We start from the raw sequence: 14,173 nt of genomic DNA, 5'->3' as shown, positions 1-14,173 counted from the left end.
ACGATCAGCCCGGCATCGAATGTCTCGTCCTTTCCGGTGGCACCCAGATCCCTTGCACGCTGGCTCAGCCGGGACCGGACCTGCTCCACATCCCCGCTGCGGCGAAAACCGGGGCCGGCGGCTATGCCGGAGGTGACAAAGGCGGCGGCGGCAGTTGCCGGTGGTCCACGACAGGGTCGCGGGCGGGCTGTTGCTGCAACGTCGCGCAGGCCGAAACACACAGGATCAGGAACACTGCCAGGACTCGCATGTGGTGCGCGCGGGCTTTGGCAATGACATGGTGTCGATCGCGGGCGGCGAGGTCTATATCGACGGCGGTGCCGGGCAGGACGTTCTGTCGGCCAATGGCGTGGAAGTGGGGATCGCGGTCAGCCTGCATACCGGCGCCGAACCGGGCAGCGAGACGAATTTCGTCAGCGGCGGCGCCACGCCGGTGACAAGCTATGCCAGGCTTGCCGTCGCACAGGACGCGGACAGGGTGGGCAGTTCCGGGATCGGTCGATCCCTCGGTGTGACGCCGATCGCCGTGAGTGGGCCAAGCGACGGTGCCACGCAGCAGGGGACAGGGTTTGTCAATTTCGAGGATGTCATCGGCGGCAATGGCGATGACACCATCACCGGGAACGAGGTCGACAATGCGCTTCTGGGGGATGCTGGCAATGACAGCATTGACGGGGGTGCCGGCAACGATGTCGTCAATGGCGGCACAGGGGACGATACGCTGAAAGGCGGCGCGGGGCGGGACATCCTGCTTGGCGGCTCGGGCAATGATGTCCTTGTCGGGCTGGATCCGGAGGACGAGATTGATGGCGGCGCGGGCGTCGACACGCTCGACCTTTCCGGCGAGGTGTCGGACCGGACCATCGACATGACGCTTGGAGGCAGCGCGCATGGCGTGATCGCCAATGTCGAAGGGCTTCTGACGGGTGACGGGGCAGAGGGCAATGACACGCTGGACGGCCTTCAGGGCGACGATCTGCTTTACGGTGGCGCCGGGTCCGACAGCTTGCGCGGTGAGGCTGGCAATGACGTGCTGAGCACGGCCGTCACGACCGGCCCGGCCCGGCCCGGTCACGATGTTCTGGACGGCGGCGGTCACGATGCGGGCACGGCGGGGGATGTCGTTTCGTTCAATGCGCAACCGGCAGATTTTGGGGTTCAGGCGGACCTTGCCACTGGCGCGGCTGATGCCAGCCTATCCGGGACCGAAGGTCTGGTGGGCACGGACCTTGACGACCGGCTGTTCGGTGACGGCGCGGACAACCTGCTGGACGGGGAAGCCGGGGATGACCTGATCCTTGGCCGTGACGGCAATGACGCCCTGCTGGGAGATGCCGGGGGCGACACGCTGATGGGCGGCGGCGGGGACGATTATCTGGCCGGGGGCGACGGGCGGAACGTGCTGTCCGGCGGGGCAGGGGACGATACCTTCCTGCTGGATGGCGGGCAAAACCGCATCTTTGGCTGCGCGGGGCAGGATGTGGTCGAAGTGCAAAAGGTTATCGTTCAGGAAACAGATGCCAAAGGCCGGGTGATCCGTGAGGTCACGTCGGATTTCGATATCATCGAAGAGAACGGCACCCTGACCGTGCTCCATTATGCCGAGAGGGGTGGTGTCCTGACCGAACTTGGCCGGGCCGAGTTCGGCGCGGATGTCGAGACGATCTGCATCTTTGATCCCATCCCGTCAGATCAGGCCGCAACGCAGGGCTTTGACAGCCGCGACCGCAGGGTTGCGCAGGACATCGACGTTGCCACCCTGCCGAACGAGCTAAAACCGAGGGGCAGGATGTGATCGCTGTCCTGCCCGCAGACGAGGCAGCCCCGGAGGCGCCCGCTGACGACGGCATCCGCTTTTCCGTCAATCCCACGGCGATCTCTGCCGAGGGTCACACCGTCGGCAGCTATCTGCAAACCGCCCCCCTGTCGGATGGCGCGGTGGTCGTGGTCTATCTTGACGAAACCGCAGGAAATCGGCTGATGGTGCAGCGCCTGACGCCGTCGGGTCAGCACCAGTTCGGCGGCTCGGGCGATGAGGTGCTGACCGCCACGAACAAGGCCAGCTATCTGGTGGGCGGCTCGGGGCACGACCCGCTGGAGGGCGGCGCCGGAAGCGACCTGCTGATCGGCGGCGACCATGACGATGACCTTTTCGGGGGCCGCGGCGTTGACCTGCTCGACGGTGGGTCGGGCCGTGATCTGCGCGAAGGCGGAAAGGGCAATGACACCCTGACCGGTGGCCGTGGCGCTGACCGGCTTGAAGGGGGCGAAGGCGACGACATCCTGACGGGCGGCGCGGATGCGGACAAGTTCATCTTTGCCACCGATCAGGTTCGGCTGATCAACGGCAGCACGGAAACGCTGCAGGTCGTGCTGAGCTTTGGCCACGATGTCATCCCCGATTTTGACACCCGCCGCGACCGTATCGATCTGCGGCTGGTCAGCGAGGTCGACAGTTCTGATGATCTGGTGTTTGTGCAAGAGGGCGGCAACGTCCGGATCCTGATCGCCGACAGCTCGATCACGCTGGAAGCTCTGCACAGCACGGATGGCGGCCAACGACGTCCTCTTCTGACCACGGATCGCAGGGGGCTTGGGGGGCCCGGCCAATCTGCCACGCATCGGTTCGATGAAAAGGTGCACCCGATGCGTGGCCGATCCCTCCCCCGGACTGACCGGGGCCGTCCGCGACACGGGGCATCTGGCCGGTGCGGCAGCGTCTCATAAAAATATCTTCTGCCGCAGGATTATTGCCTGCCCGCCCGCGTCATTCACTTCAGGACGCCGCGATCTGCGGTGCGTCCAGCAACCCGGAGTGACCCTCATGAACCGTCTCATCCTCTCTCTCTGCCCGCTGATCCTTGCCGCGGGCGCCGCCATGGCTGATCCCGCCCTCACCGCCCAAGGCGCGGGCGGCGCCCTGCTCACTGATGCCGGGGGCATGACGCTTTATACCTTCGACAAGGACATGGCGGGGGTGTCGTCCTGCGCGGGCGACTGCGTGGCGATCTGGCCGATCCTTGCCGCAACGGCAGAGGACAAGGCCGAGGGCGAGTATGCCGTGATCGACCGGACCGATGGCGCGCGGCAGTGGACCTACAAGGGCATGCCGCTTTATACCTTCGCCAAGGATGCCGCTCCCGGGGATGTGGCCGGGGACGGGGTCAAGGGCGTCTGGCACATCGCCCGGCCCTGACCGCCTGCGCCCTTTGGACATGTGACGGAAAGCCCGGTCGATGAAGGTCCTTGTCGAGATCGAAGCTGCGATACCGGCGCTGCGGCGCTATGCCCGGGCTTTGATGCGGGACCGCGACCGGGCCGATGATCTGGTCCAGGACTGTCTGGAGCGGGCCGTTGCCAGCCGCCATCTGTGGCGCGGCGACGGCCCGGTTCAGGCGTGGCTGTTCCGGATCCTGATCAACCGCTACCGCGACCTGCAGCGCCGGTCCCCGCTGCCCGGGCATCTGGTCGCTATCGAGGATCTGGTGTCGGAACCTGCGCAATGCGGCGGCCAAGAAGGCGCGCTGGCGCTGCGCGAGGTGCATGAGGCCATCGCCCGCTTGCCCGTCGACCAGCGCGAGGCGCTGCTGATCGTGGCGCTTGAAGGCCGGAGCTTCGAGGAGGCCGCCAGCCTGCTGGACATCCCGAAAGGCACGCTGATGTCGCGGCTGGCCCGCGCCCGTGCCACATTGCGCGTGCTGACCGGACGCGGCACAGGGGCCGAGGTGGTGCCCGGACCAAGCCGGGGGAGGAGATGATGCCCGACAGACCCGCCCTGACCGAGACCGAACTGCTGGACTATGCGCAGGACGTCCTGCCGCCCGAGGACCGGGCCGCGCTGGAGGCGCGTCTGGCCGAGGATCCCGCCGCCCGCGCCACGCTGGCCGAATGGCAGCGGCAGGACGGCGCGATCCGGGCGCTTTACGATCCCGTCGCGCAGGAAGCCGTGCCGGACCGGCTGACCGACATCCTGCGCCGGGCGGCAGCGGAAGACGCCGGCGCGGAGCCTCCCCGCCGGTCGGGCAGGCGCGGCCTGATCGCGGCGACGCTTGCGGCGCTGGCGCTTGGGGCAGGCGGCGGCTGGCTCGCGCGCGATCTTGCGACGCCTTCCGCCGCCGCGCAGAGCCTTGCCGCCCGCGCCATGGGCGCCTACGCCACCTATGTGGTGGAGGTGGCGCACCCGGTCGAGGTGCCCGCCTCGGAGGCCGAGCATCTGACCACCTGGATGTCCCGACGGCTGGGCCACGAAATCCGTCCGCCGGATTTTGCCGCGGCAGGGTTCAGCCTGATGGGGGGGCGGATCGTGCCCTCGGATCAGGGGGCCGCCGCGCTTTTCATGTATGACAATGCCGAGGGGCAGCGCATCACGCTTTACATCGCGCCGCAGGGGGCCGGTCAGGAGACCGCCTTCCAGTTCGCGCAGGAGGGCACCACCCAGAGCTTCTTCTGGATGGACCGCGACCTGAGCTATGCCGTGGTGGGCAGCGTGCCGCGCGATCTGCTGCGGCGCATCGCCCTTGAGGCTTATGACCAGCTGATCTGAGCCGCCGCCGGACGGGTGGCTGCGGCGCGCGCAGGGCGGGCGGCTAAGCCCTGTCCTGCGGTGCCGGATCCCATGTGCCGATCTGGCCATAGATGGCATCGCGCAGGGCGGTGATGTCCCGGTTCAGCCGGGCAAGCTCCGACGCGGGTTCGCCCGAGGCGTCCAGCAGCGCCGCGCCCAGACAGCCTGCCCCACCGCGCAGCGCCCGGCCTTTGTCGGTCAGCGCGATCAGGACCTGCCGCTCGTTCTGCGGATTGCGGGTCCGGCGCAGCAGCCCCGCCGCCTCCAGCCGCTTCAGCAGCGGGGTCAGCGTGCTGGACTCCAGCGCCAGCCGCGCGGCAATGGCGCCGACGCTCTGACCCTCCTCCCGCCACAGCACATTGAGCACGAGATATTGCGGATAGGTCAGGCCCATCTCGTCCAGCATGGGCTTGTAAAGCCGCTGGATCGCCATGCTGGCCGAGTGGATGGCAAAGCAGAGCTGGTCCTCCAGCGGGACGGGGGGGGAGGGGCTGTCGGCTGTCATGACCTGTTCCTGACGGTGGCGGGATGCAGAAAAATATTATCACGATAATTTATCAAGGTTGCAAGCCGGTCCACCCCGCGCGGGTCCGGCGCGCCCGTGTTCACCGCCCATGCCATCGCGGCGCGCGGCTTTAATTCGGAAAATTTCCCCTGCTGCGGGATTATTCCTCCGCCGCCCGCGTCAGTCTTTTCAGGATGTCGCGCACTGCGCCGCATCCCGCCCCATGCCCTGCTGACCCTGTGGAGGGCAGGGCAGTCCCGGATCTGCAGCGGGACGGGGGCTGTGCAAGGTCTGGTGGTTTGACCAGTTCCTGAGGGCGTGGCGAGGCCTCTCAGGGAAAACAATATCGCGATAAGTTTTACTTTGACAAGTAGCCCCGCCTCGCTATAGACAAACAAATATCGCCATAACTATTATCGCATTAATCAGAATCGGAAGGACGATCCCATGACTTCGAAATTCAAGACCCTCCTTGCCGCCGCAGCCACGGCAGGGGCGCTCGGAACCGCGGGCCAGAGCCATGCGCAGGCCATCCCGGAGGATCAGCCGATCCGCCATGTCGTGCTGGTTCACGGCGCCTTTGCCGATGCCTCCGGCTGGCGCGGGGTCTATGACCAGCTGACCGCGCGCGGCTACAGCGTGACGCTGGTGCAGAACCCGCTGACCTCGCTGGCCGAGGATGTGGCGGCCACCAGACGCGCGCTGGACCGCCAGAATGCCCCCGCGATCCTTGTCGGCCATTCCTGGGGCGGTACCGTGATCACCGAAGCGGGCGTCCATCCCAACGTGGCGGGGCTGGTCTATGTCTCGGCCCTGTCGCCCGATGCCGGGGAAACCACCGCGCAGCAATATGACGGTTTCACCACCCCGCCCGAATTCGTGCTGGACATCGGCGAAGATCAGTATGGCTTTGTCGCGCCGTCCATGTTTCAGGCCGGGTTCGCCCATGATGTCAGCGATGCCGATGCCGCCTTCCTGCGCGACTCTCAGGTGCCGATCAGCATGGAGGTCTTCGGCACGGTGCTGGAAAATGCGGCATGGCGCAGCAAACCAAGCTGGGCAGTGATCGCCACCGAGGACAAGGCCTTTGATCAGGCCATGCTGCAGCACATGGCACAGCGCATCGGCGCCAAGGTGACCGAGGTCGCGGCGAGCCACGCCGTGTTCATCACCCAGCCCGAGGTCGTGGCCGATGTCATCGACGAGGCCGCCCGCACCGCCATAGTGCCCGGCAACTGAACACGGCCACAGCCCGACCGGAGGCGCGCTGCCTCCGGTCGGGCTCCGTCCGCTGCGCAGGGCTTCTGCGGCGCCCGAGGCCGCGCGGACCTCAGGCCCTGCGGTCGTTCCGGTGTTCGCGCCAGACCGTGAAGATGCCGCTGGCGATGATGATCGCCGCGCCAAGGAAAACCGGGGCCTCGGGGATCTCGTGCCAGACCAGCCAGCCTGCCAGCGTCGCCCAAAGCAGCGCGGTGTAATCCAGCGGGGCCACCACCACGGCGGGGGCCATGCGGAAGGCCTGGGTCATCAGCGTCATGCCAGCCGTTCCGAAAAAGGCGATGGCCGCGAACAGCCAGAGATCCGCCATGGGCACGGGCCGCCAGACGAAGGGCACCAGCACCGCGCTCAGCAGCGCCCCCGCGCCCGTCAGATACAGGAGCAGCGTCCAGACGCTTTCGCGCCGGTCCACCCAGCGGGCGCTGACCATGAGCAGGGCGTAGAACAGCGCCGTCGCCACCGGCAGCAGCGACACAAGCTGAAAGCTGGCAGCGCCCGGACGGATCGCGATCAGCACCCCCGCGAAGCCGGCCAGCACGGCCAGCCACCGCTTCCAGCCCACCTGTTCGCGCAGCACCAGCGCCGAGATCGCGGTGATGAACAGCGGCGCGACAAAGACCAGCGCCGTGGCCTCGGCCAGCGGAAGATACCGCAGGCTGGTGAAGAACAGAAAGGCCGCCGCCACCCAGACCACGCCCCGGACAAGATGCGCGACAGGCCGGTAAGAGCGCAGGGCGCGCGTCCCGCCCATCCGCAGGGCGATCCCTATCGCGAAGGGCAGCGCGATCAGGTTCCTGAGGAACAGCACCTGCAGCGGGGAATAGTCTGAGGTAAGCTGCTTGGCGACCGCGTCATTGATGCTCAGGCAGGCGACGCCCACACACATCATGAACATCCCCATCGTGACATCGCTGTGCCGTGCCTGAAGCGAGACCTGCATCCTGTTCCTCCATTGCTCCCCCCGCTCTAGCAGGCGCAGGCCCGGAGGCACACCGGCCCGCCCCCGATTTGCGCAAATTCCAGGCACCGGCAGCGGATCGCGCATCTTGGGCCCGGGGGAGGACGTGGGCCCGGGCGCCCCTGAAGCGCAAGCTTGGTGAGGCTGCAGCGCTCCGGTTGAGGGCGCGCCTGCCGGTCACCTCTGCCCCCTCAGGCGGGGTTGAGATCGCGCTGCACCCGCAGGGTGATCATCCAGCACCACAGCGCCATGACGGCACACCACGCGCCCATGACCGCCGCCTGAGCGGGAAAGCCGATGCCGCCGTCGATCAGGATCCCCGTGATCCCCGGCCCGATCGCGGTGGAAACGACCATGATCGTGGTGGCCAGCGACCGGATCGCGCCAAGATGCGCGGTGCCGTAGAGCACCGGAAACAGCACGCCCCAGAGCGAGCCCGCCATACCTTGCGTCATCCCGACCACGGCCAGCGCCAGATACCATCCGGTCACGCTCCCCGACGGGGCAATCAGCGCCACGCCCAGCCCCATGGGCACCAGAAGCCCCGGCAGCAGCCGCAGCGCGCCAAAGCGGTCCGCCGCCCAGCCCGCCGCGAAGGCCGCAACAACCGTGGACAGGCCAAAAGCCGTATAGCCCGGCGCCATCTCGGCCAAAGTCCAGCCCTTGACCTGCGCGATATGCGCCTGATGGAAGAAGATGACCGTGGTGATGAAGCCCGGCGTCAGCAGCACGGGCAGCAGAGCGGGCAGCAGCCAGTGCCGGACGGCATCCCGCCGCTGCCATTGCCGCCCGAGCAGGCCCGGGCTCTGGATCCGGGCCGCCTGTCCCACCGGGTCGCGGCCCTCGGCCAGAAGCCAGCACAGCAGGGGCGCCACCACCAGCACCAGAAGCGCGGCCACCAGCAGCCATGTGCCCTGCCAGCCAAGGACCCCGATCAGCAGGACCACCAGCAGCGGCATGAGGATTTCCCCGGCGGGGTGGCCCAGCGTGGTGATGGACACGGCCTGTCCGCGCCGCGCCTCGAACCAGCGCCCCATCGCCGTCATCGCGATATGGCTGAACATGCCCTGCCCGCAGAAGCGCAGCAGGAACAGCGACAGCCCCAGCACCGCCACCGACGGCGCCCAGGCCATTCCAAGCGCGGCGAGGGCGAAGACCAGTGCGACCATCGGGGCCAGCCGCGACAGCGGCACGCTGTCCGCCATGCCGCCCCGCCAGAACATCAGCCCCGCCGAGGCCAGCGTCGCGGCGGTATAAAGGCTGCCCCAGCTGCCATCGCTGAGACCGTGCTGGTCCTTGATGAAGACGGCAAAGAGCGAGATGAACCATGTCTGCCCGAAGGCAGAGGCGAAGGTCAGCAGCAGCCCGCCCCCAAGCCAGCGCAGGTTGTTGCGGAGAAAGGATAACATGCAGGGTCCGGTCAGAAAGGGAGGGCGGGGAGGATCCCGCAAGCCCCGATCTGTTTCACGATCCGGCGGGAGGAGCAACCGGAGGCGCCCCTCCCGCGACGGCGCGAGACGCCGGATCCCTTCGCGGCAGGGTCGGTTCCCACCGATCTGCCGGGCGGCGCAGGCCGCGACCCGGGGCAGGGGGCATGAGGGCGCATCCCGGGCGGTCCGGGGCATGCGCTATGGCGCGAAAGTGTGGGCTGAGGCGGGCGCCATAACGCCGGGCGGTGCCGCTTTGGCCTTGCGGCACGGCAGCAGGGACTGAAGCCCGGCGCAGCTGATCGTCATGGTCTGAGAAGGGGGAGGACGCGGCGACCCCCAGGGAGGAGGAGAAGAGGGTCGCCGCTGATTTCCGGGGCTCAGGGAGGAGGAGGAACCCCAGGAAACTTGGGACACATCGCTGTGTCGTTGTCCTTAATTAGCCAATGCCGCGTCGCGGCACAATGGTCAGTAGTGCAGACCTGACTTGTCCTCAGTGCATGGCAGCGCGTCTTTGCCAGAATTCCGCGCACCTGCCGACCCCCGCGCACTGGCCCCGCGCCCCGCCCGAGCGGGGGCCTGTGCGCGGGAAAACCATACGGTCCGCAATCCTCTGCGGTGGCCCGGAACGCGTTCCGGACAGGGCGCGGCGCCTGAGCCAAGGCCTGATCCCGGCTTCCGGGAGGGGCGGCGCGGCTCTCAGGTCTGCCCGGATCCCCGGCCCACCGTGTCGAACCCGTTCGGGACCACGCCCCGGGGGGCGATGGCCGCATAGGGGCCGCGCGCCAGAAACCGGCCGCTGCCGGGCTGCGCAAGAAGGACACCGTCCCGCATGACGATCTCACCCCGGCGGATCGTCATGACCGGCCAGCCCCGGGCGCGGTAGCCTTCCCATGGCGTGTAGTCGATGGCGTGCTGCATCTCGCCGACGGTGATGGTCCGTTCAAGCTCCGGATCCCAGAGCACCACATCGGCATCGGCCCCGGGCATGAGCGTGCCCTTGCGACCGCCCAGCCCGTAGCGTTCGGCGGCATTGGCCGAGGTGAGGCGGACAAAGGTGGGAAGGTCGATCCGCCCCGTCGACACCCCTTCGGAGAAGAGCACGGTAAGACGGTTCTCGATCCCCGGCGCGCCGTTGGGAATGGCATTGAAGGCCGGGGTGCCATCGGGGCGCAGCATCGCGGCCCCCTGCCCGTAGCTGGAGGCGCCGGGATCCTTCTTGGCAGTGGCGAAGGAAAAGCCGCAATGGTCCGAAGAGATGATGTCGATGGTGCCCGCGCGGATCGCTTCCCAGAGCCGGGCCGCCTCTGATCGGTCGCGCAGGGCCGGGGAGCAGACGAATTTGGCGCCCTCGAAATCCGGCCGTTCAAGGTCATCCACCCCATGGGTCAGGTAATGCGTGCAGGTTTCGGCCCAGACCTTCTGGCCGCGGGCCTTGGCGCGTGCAATCTCTTCGGCCACTTCTCCGCAAGACACGTGGAAGATCTGCAGGGGCTGGTCCACAAGTTCGGCCAGCGCCATCGCGCGCAGGGTGGCCTCGCGCTCGACCACCGGAGGACGGGCCCAGGCGTGATGCACGGGGTCGGTAAGCCCCGCCGCCAGCAGCGCCTCCTGCTGCCAGGCGATGGCGTCGAAATTCTCGCAATGGACGGTGACCAGCAGGCCAAGCCGCCGGGCAGAGGCCAGAACCTTGAGGAAGTCGCCATCGGTCAGGCGCAGCGGATCATAGGTCAGAAAGACCTTCAGGCTGCGGATGCCCCGGGCCGCCAGCGCGGGGATCTCGGTGGCCAGAACCTCGGGCGTCGGATCGGTGATGATCTGGTGGAAGGAATAGTCGGCCAGCGACCGTGCGGCGCGGGTTTCGTAATCCGGGGCGCTCTGTGCCAGCGTCTGCCCGCGCCATTGCGGCTTGAAGCAGATGAAGGAGGTGGTGCCCCCGGCCAGCGCCGCGCGGGATCCGGAGACGAAGCTTTCCTCCTGAACCGATCCGTCCGCGCCGACCTCCTCGATATGGCAGTGCGGATCGATGCCGCCGGGCAGGACCAGCCGCCCCGTGGCATCGATCTCTTCGCGGCCTTTGCCAAGATCGTGGCCGATGGCGGCGATGGTGCCGCCCCGGATGGCAAGATCAGCGGTGAAGACTTCGGCGGCGGTGACGATGCGCCCGCCTCTGATGACGATGTCGTAATCTGGCACGTTCGGCTCCTCGGGTTTGGGAAGGGGGGCGGGGCGGCTCAGGCCGCCATCCAGCCGCCATCGACAAAAAGCGTGTGACCGGTCAGATAGCTGGCCTCGTCGCTGGCAAGGAACAGCGCCGCGCGCGCCACGTCCTCGGGGCGGCCCAGCCGGGGCCACGGCGTGCGCTGTTCGGAATAGGCAAGCCAGCGCGGCTCTACCGCGCGGCCGCCCTTGCCAGTGAGGATCTTGCCCGGAGCCACGGCATTCGACACGATGTGCTGCGGCCCGTAATCGGCGGCGATCTGGCGGGCCATATAGGCGATCCCGGCCTTGCTGACGCCATAGGCGAAATCCTCGGGCGCCGAGACATGCCCGTGCTGTGACGAGATATGCACCAGCCGCCCGCGCGCTTCGGCGCGGATCTCCTGCGTCAGCATCTGGCGCAGCGCGGCGCGGGCACAGAGATAGGCACCTTTGAGGCTGACATCCATCACGCGGTCCCAGTCGGCCTCGGTGGTGTCAAGCAGCGGCTTGCCCGCGCGGAGCACGGCATTGTTCACAAGGATGTCGAGCCGACCATGACGGGTGACGGCCGTCTGCACCAGCGCCTCCACCTCGGTCTCGCGCGCCACGTCGGTTTTCACGAAGAGCGCGGATCCACCTGCCTCCGCGACAAGATCGCAGACGGGGCGGCCCCCCTCCACGGCCTCTTCGGTGATGTCGGCCACCAGCACATGCGCGCCCTCGGCGGCAAAACACTGCACGATGGCGCGGCCGATGCCGGAGGATCCGCCGGTCACGATGGCAACGCGGCCTGCAAGGCGTCGGGTCTGGGTCATGGGCGGGTCTCCTTCGGGGGTCAGGGGGCTGCGAGATGCTGCAGCCAGTCGGCGGCGGCCTCGGGCAGGGGGGTCGGGCGGCGGGGCACAAACGTGGCGAGCCGGTCCGTGGCAAGCGCGGGCCGGTCGCGGTCATAGCCGTAGCGGATGGACGGTGCCGCGGCATCGACCTGCCAGCGCAGCCCGGGCAGGTGCGGGGCAAGGGCCGCGCACCATGCGGGCAGGTCGGTGATGCGGCCCGCCCCCACATGCAGCAGATCCGGCAGCGGCCCGGGATGCAGCGCCAGATCCGCGATGGCGGCGGCGGCGTCACGGGAATAGCACCAGTCGGCGGGCACCGCGCGGGGCAGGGTCACGGGCTGGCCCGCCCGCGCCGCCATGAGGATCTGGTGATGCGGGCTCGTCACCTGTCGGCTGTCGGAAGCCTGTTCGAAGGGCCCGAAGATCGGGCCAAGCCGCAGCACCGACAGCGCGACGCCAAGCGGGGCGGCGAGCCGCTGCAGGCTCATCTCTGCGGCGAGCTTGCTGATGCCGTAAAGGCTTTGCGGCGCGGGGCGGCTGCGATCCTCGTGATAGCGCCCGTCAGGCTCGGGTGCTGCGGTGCCATAGACCGCGATGGAGGAGATCTGCAGCAGCCGTCCGACTCCGCAGGCTGCCGCCGCCTGCAGGAGCCGCACCGCCCCCAGCAGGTTGATCTCGAGGATCAGGTCGGGCTCTGCCGTCTCGCGCGCGGCATCGGGGGTAAGGGCTGCGGCATGAATCGCATGGGTCAGCCCCCGCCCGCGCAGCGCGGCGGCAAGGGCCACGGGGTCACGCAGATCGGCGGTGACGGCGGTCATTCCGGGCAGGATCTGCCGGGGCGGGTGCCGGTCAAGAGCCAGCACGGGCACGCCGCGGGCGGAGAGGTCGGCGCAGATCGCCGCCCCCACAAAGCCCGCCGCCCCTGTCACGAGCACATGCATCAGACCTCCTCTCCTCCGGGAATGTGTGCGCGCAGCGCCTGCGCGATCTCCTCGGCATGGGTCTGCGCCCCGGGTCCGGCCTGCCGGGCGGCGGCGGCCATGCGGGCGAGCCCCTCCGGCCCGGGCCGGGGGCTGCCCGCGCGGTGGCGGATCACGCCCGCGACCATGGTCATGACCGTATCGGCCCCGGTGCAGCGGCTGATCACCAGATCAAGCGGGTCGCAGTCGGGATCAAGCCAGACGCCGCGCGCCCGGCGGGGATCGATCGCCACCAGATCCGCGCAGAGCCCCGGCGCGATCCGCCCGCAGCCGGGCTGAAAGATCGCCCGGGCGCCGGTTTCCGTGCCCATGGCAAGGGTCAGGCGGTTTGCGGCACCCGGATCCTGCGGCGCGGTGCCTCTGGCCAGCAACCCGCCGAGCCGGAGTTCCGACAGGTAATCCTCGCTGTCGTCCAGCGCGCAATTGTCGGTGCCAAGCGCCACCGGCAGCCCCGCCTCGCGCCATGCGGCCAGCGGCGGCGCGCCGTTGAAAAGCCGCATGTTGGCGCCGGGATTGCTGACCACGACCAGCCCCAGCCGCAGGGCCTCGTGCAGATCCTCTGCCCGGGCCTGAGTGAAATGCGCGGCGCTGACGGCGGTCTCGAACAGGCCGAGCCGCTGCAGATGCGCCAGAACCTGACCCGCATAAAGCCTGTCCGCCGTGGCGCGCTGCGCGGGGGATTCGAGCAGATGGAAATGGATGCCAATGCCGCTGCGTGCCGCGTGCCGTGCGATGGCCCGCCAGCCCGCGTCGCTGACCCATTGCGGCCCGGCGGGACCATAGGCCAGCGTGATGGTCGGATGATCCGCGTAGTCGGCGCGGAGTTGGTCCATCAGATCCAGCGTGTGGTCAAGCGGCAGATAGGCGGGACGCGCCGCCGCCAGCAGGGCCTGCGCCCCCGGCGACAGCGCGGCGCGAAAGCGCGCCTCGTCCGCCGGGGGATAGACCAGCCCGCCCTGATCGGCATATCCCACACAGACCGTGGCGCGCAGCCCGGTCTCGTCATAGGCGCGCAGCACCCCGCGCAGTTCGGCCTCGTAATCGCCGGTGGCGTAGCTGTAATTGGCGTGCAGGGTGGCGGTCACGCCGTGGCGCAGCATCTGTTCGGCGGCGTGGCGGGTCAGCAGATAGGGATCCGGGGTGCCGCGCCCGCGCCGCCGCGCGATCCATGGCTCCAGCGCATCATCGGGATAGCCCAGCTGGATCTGGCTCAGCCCGCGCCCGTGCTGATGGGCGTTGACGAAGCCCGGCAGCAGGATCGCGTCGCCAAGCTCGGTGCGGGCCGCGTCCGGAAAGCGGGCGCGCAGCGCGGCGGGCGGTCCAAGCGCCGCGATCCGCCCCGCCGCCACCGCCACGGCACCGGGCCGAAGCGGCGGCGACACCGCATCCGGGATCACGCAATCGGCCTCGACAAGCTGCATGG

At 68.6% G+C, this 14,173-nt stretch carries 13 protein-coding genes; 6 read left to right on the top strand and 7 right to left on the bottom strand.

Translation table 11 applies throughout. From position 1 onward, the window contains the following. Window positions 1–250: 250 nt before the first annotated feature. From BLR51_RS07240 to BLR51_RS07220, 5 genes are all read left to right on the top strand, one after another. On the top strand, window positions 251–1,795 hold the full coding sequence (locus BLR51_RS07240) for a calcium-binding protein (RefSeq protein ID WP_089845431.1): 1,545 nt from the start codon (window positions 251–253) through the stop codon (window positions 1,793–1,795). Continuing rightward, window positions 1,792–2,727: a calcium-binding protein gene (locus BLR51_RS07235; protein WP_089845429.1), complete on the top strand. Its 936-nt coding sequence runs from the start codon at window positions 1,792–1,794 to the stop codon at window positions 2,725–2,727. Before BLR51_RS07240 ends, BLR51_RS07235 begins: the two co-directional genes overlap by 4 nt. A gap of 97 nt (window positions 2,728–2,824) precedes the next feature. Next, window positions 2,825–3,196 carry a COG4315 family predicted lipoprotein gene (locus tag BLR51_RS07230; protein WP_089845427.1) on the top strand — a complete coding sequence of 124 codons (372 nt, stop codon included), beginning with the start codon at window positions 2,825–2,827 and terminating at the stop codon, window positions 3,194–3,196. Between the two features lie 40 nt (window positions 3,197–3,236). Continuing rightward, window positions 3,237–3,758, top strand: coding sequence for a sigma-70 family RNA polymerase sigma factor (locus BLR51_RS07225; RefSeq protein ID WP_089845426.1), 522 nt, complete (start codon window positions 3,237–3,239; stop codon window positions 3,756–3,758). Further along, entirely contained in the window at window positions 3,758–4,543 is a 786-nt protein-coding gene (locus tag BLR51_RS07220; RefSeq protein WP_089845424.1) for an anti-sigma factor family protein, read from the top strand. Before BLR51_RS07225 ends, BLR51_RS07220 begins: the two co-directional genes overlap by 1 nt. A 43-nt stretch (window positions 4,544–4,586) precedes the next feature. Here the strand turns inward: BLR51_RS07220 and BLR51_RS07215 are convergent, their stop codons facing one another. After that, a complete protein-coding gene (locus BLR51_RS07215; RefSeq protein WP_089845423.1) occupies window positions 4,587–5,069 on the bottom strand; it encodes a MarR family winged helix-turn-helix transcriptional regulator in 483 nt (160 codons plus the stop codon). 447 nt (window positions 5,070–5,516) lie between these two features. Here BLR51_RS07215 and BLR51_RS07210 point away from each other — a divergent pair, with 447 nt between their 5' ends. After that, window positions 5,517–6,308 carry an alpha/beta fold hydrolase gene (locus BLR51_RS07210; RefSeq protein ID WP_089845421.1) on the top strand — a complete coding sequence of 264 codons (792 nt, stop codon included), beginning with the start codon at window positions 5,517–5,519 and terminating at the stop codon, window positions 6,306–6,308. Between the two features lie 91 nt (window positions 6,309–6,399). Here BLR51_RS07210 and BLR51_RS07205 read toward each other — a convergent pair whose 3' ends face one another. The 6 genes from BLR51_RS07205 to BLR51_RS07180 all read right to left on the bottom strand — a co-directional run bounded on the left by BLR51_RS07205 (window position 6,400) and on the right by BLR51_RS07180 (window position 14,171). Continuing rightward, window positions 6,400–7,287 carry a DMT family transporter gene (locus tag BLR51_RS07205; protein ID WP_089845420.1) on the bottom strand — a complete coding sequence of 296 codons (888 nt, stop codon included), beginning with the start codon at window positions 7,285–7,287 and terminating at the stop codon, window positions 6,400–6,402. Window positions 7,288–7,496: 209 nt separating this feature from the next. Further along, entirely contained in the window at window positions 7,497–8,714 is a 1,218-nt protein-coding gene (locus BLR51_RS07200; protein ID WP_089845418.1) for an MFS transporter, read from the bottom strand. Window positions 8,715–9,431: 717 nt separating this feature from the next. Further along, window positions 9,432–10,928 (bottom strand): dihydropyrimidinase, encoded by a 1,497-nt coding sequence (hydA, locus tag BLR51_RS07195; protein WP_089845416.1) that lies wholly within the window; start codon window positions 10,926–10,928, stop codon window positions 9,432–9,434. A gap of 38 nt (window positions 10,929–10,966) precedes the next feature. Further along, window positions 10,967–11,749: an SDR family NAD(P)-dependent oxidoreductase gene (locus BLR51_RS07190; protein WP_089845413.1), complete on the bottom strand. Its 783-nt coding sequence runs from the start codon at window positions 11,747–11,749 to the stop codon at window positions 10,967–10,969. 20 nt (window positions 11,750–11,769) lie between these two features. Then, the gene (locus BLR51_RS07185) at window positions 11,770–12,711 is read right to left on the bottom strand and encodes an NAD-dependent epimerase/dehydratase family protein (RefSeq protein ID WP_089845411.1); all 942 of its coding nucleotides are present in this window, start codon (window positions 12,709–12,711) and stop codon (window positions 11,770–11,772) included. After that, a complete protein-coding gene (locus BLR51_RS07180) occupies window positions 12,711–14,171 on the bottom strand; it encodes an amidohydrolase family protein (RefSeq protein WP_089845409.1) in 1,461 nt (486 codons plus the stop codon). Before BLR51_RS07180 ends, BLR51_RS07185 begins: the two co-directional genes overlap by 1 nt. Window positions 14,172–14,173 lie beyond the last annotated feature (2 nt).

The sequence above is a fragment of the Salipiger marinus genome, assembly GCF_900100085.1.
In the GTDB taxonomy this organism is placed as follows: Bacteria; Pseudomonadota; Alphaproteobacteria; order Rhodobacterales; family Rhodobacteraceae; genus Salipiger; species Salipiger marinus.
Note: the sequence above shows the minus strand (reverse complement) of the source record. Positions and strands in the feature narration are given on the sequence as shown.

Excerpts from the sequence above, each read along its gene's own strand:
- BLR51_RS07230 (WP_089845427.1), top strand. The coding sequence starts at position 2,825 with ATGAACCGTCTCATCCTCTCTCTCTGCCCGCTGATCCTTGCCGCGGGC.
- BLR51_RS07225 (WP_089845426.1), top strand. The coding sequence starts at position 3,237 with ATGAAGGTCCTTGTCGAGATCGAAGCTGCGATACCGGCGCTGCGGCGC.
- BLR51_RS07220 (WP_089845424.1), top strand. The coding sequence starts at position 3,758 with ATGCCCGACAGACCCGCCCTGACCGAGACCGAACTGCTGGACTATGCG.
- BLR51_RS07215 (WP_089845423.1), bottom strand. The coding sequence starts at position 5,069 with ATGACAGCCGACAGCCCCTCCCCCCCCGTCCCGCTGGAGGACCAGCTC.
- BLR51_RS07210 (WP_089845421.1), top strand. The coding sequence starts at position 5,517 with ATGACTTCGAAATTCAAGACCCTCCTTGCCGCCGCAGCCACGGCAGGG.
- BLR51_RS07205 (WP_089845420.1), bottom strand. The coding sequence starts at position 7,287 with ATGCAGGTCTCGCTTCAGGCACGGCACAGCGATGTCACGATGGGGATG.
- BLR51_RS07200 (WP_089845418.1), bottom strand. The coding sequence starts at position 8,714 with ATGTTATCCTTTCTCCGCAACAACCTGCGCTGGCTTGGGGGCGGGCTG.
- BLR51_RS07190 (WP_089845413.1), bottom strand. The coding sequence starts at position 11,749 with ATGACCCAGACCCGACGCCTTGCAGGCCGCGTTGCCATCGTGACCGGC.
- BLR51_RS07185 (WP_089845411.1), bottom strand. The coding sequence starts at position 12,711 with ATGCATGTGCTCGTGACAGGGGCGGCGGGCTTTGTGGGGGCGGCGATC.
- BLR51_RS07180 (WP_089845409.1), bottom strand. The coding sequence starts at position 14,171 with ATGCAGCTTGTCGAGGCCGATTGCGTGATCCCGGATGCGGTGTCGCCG.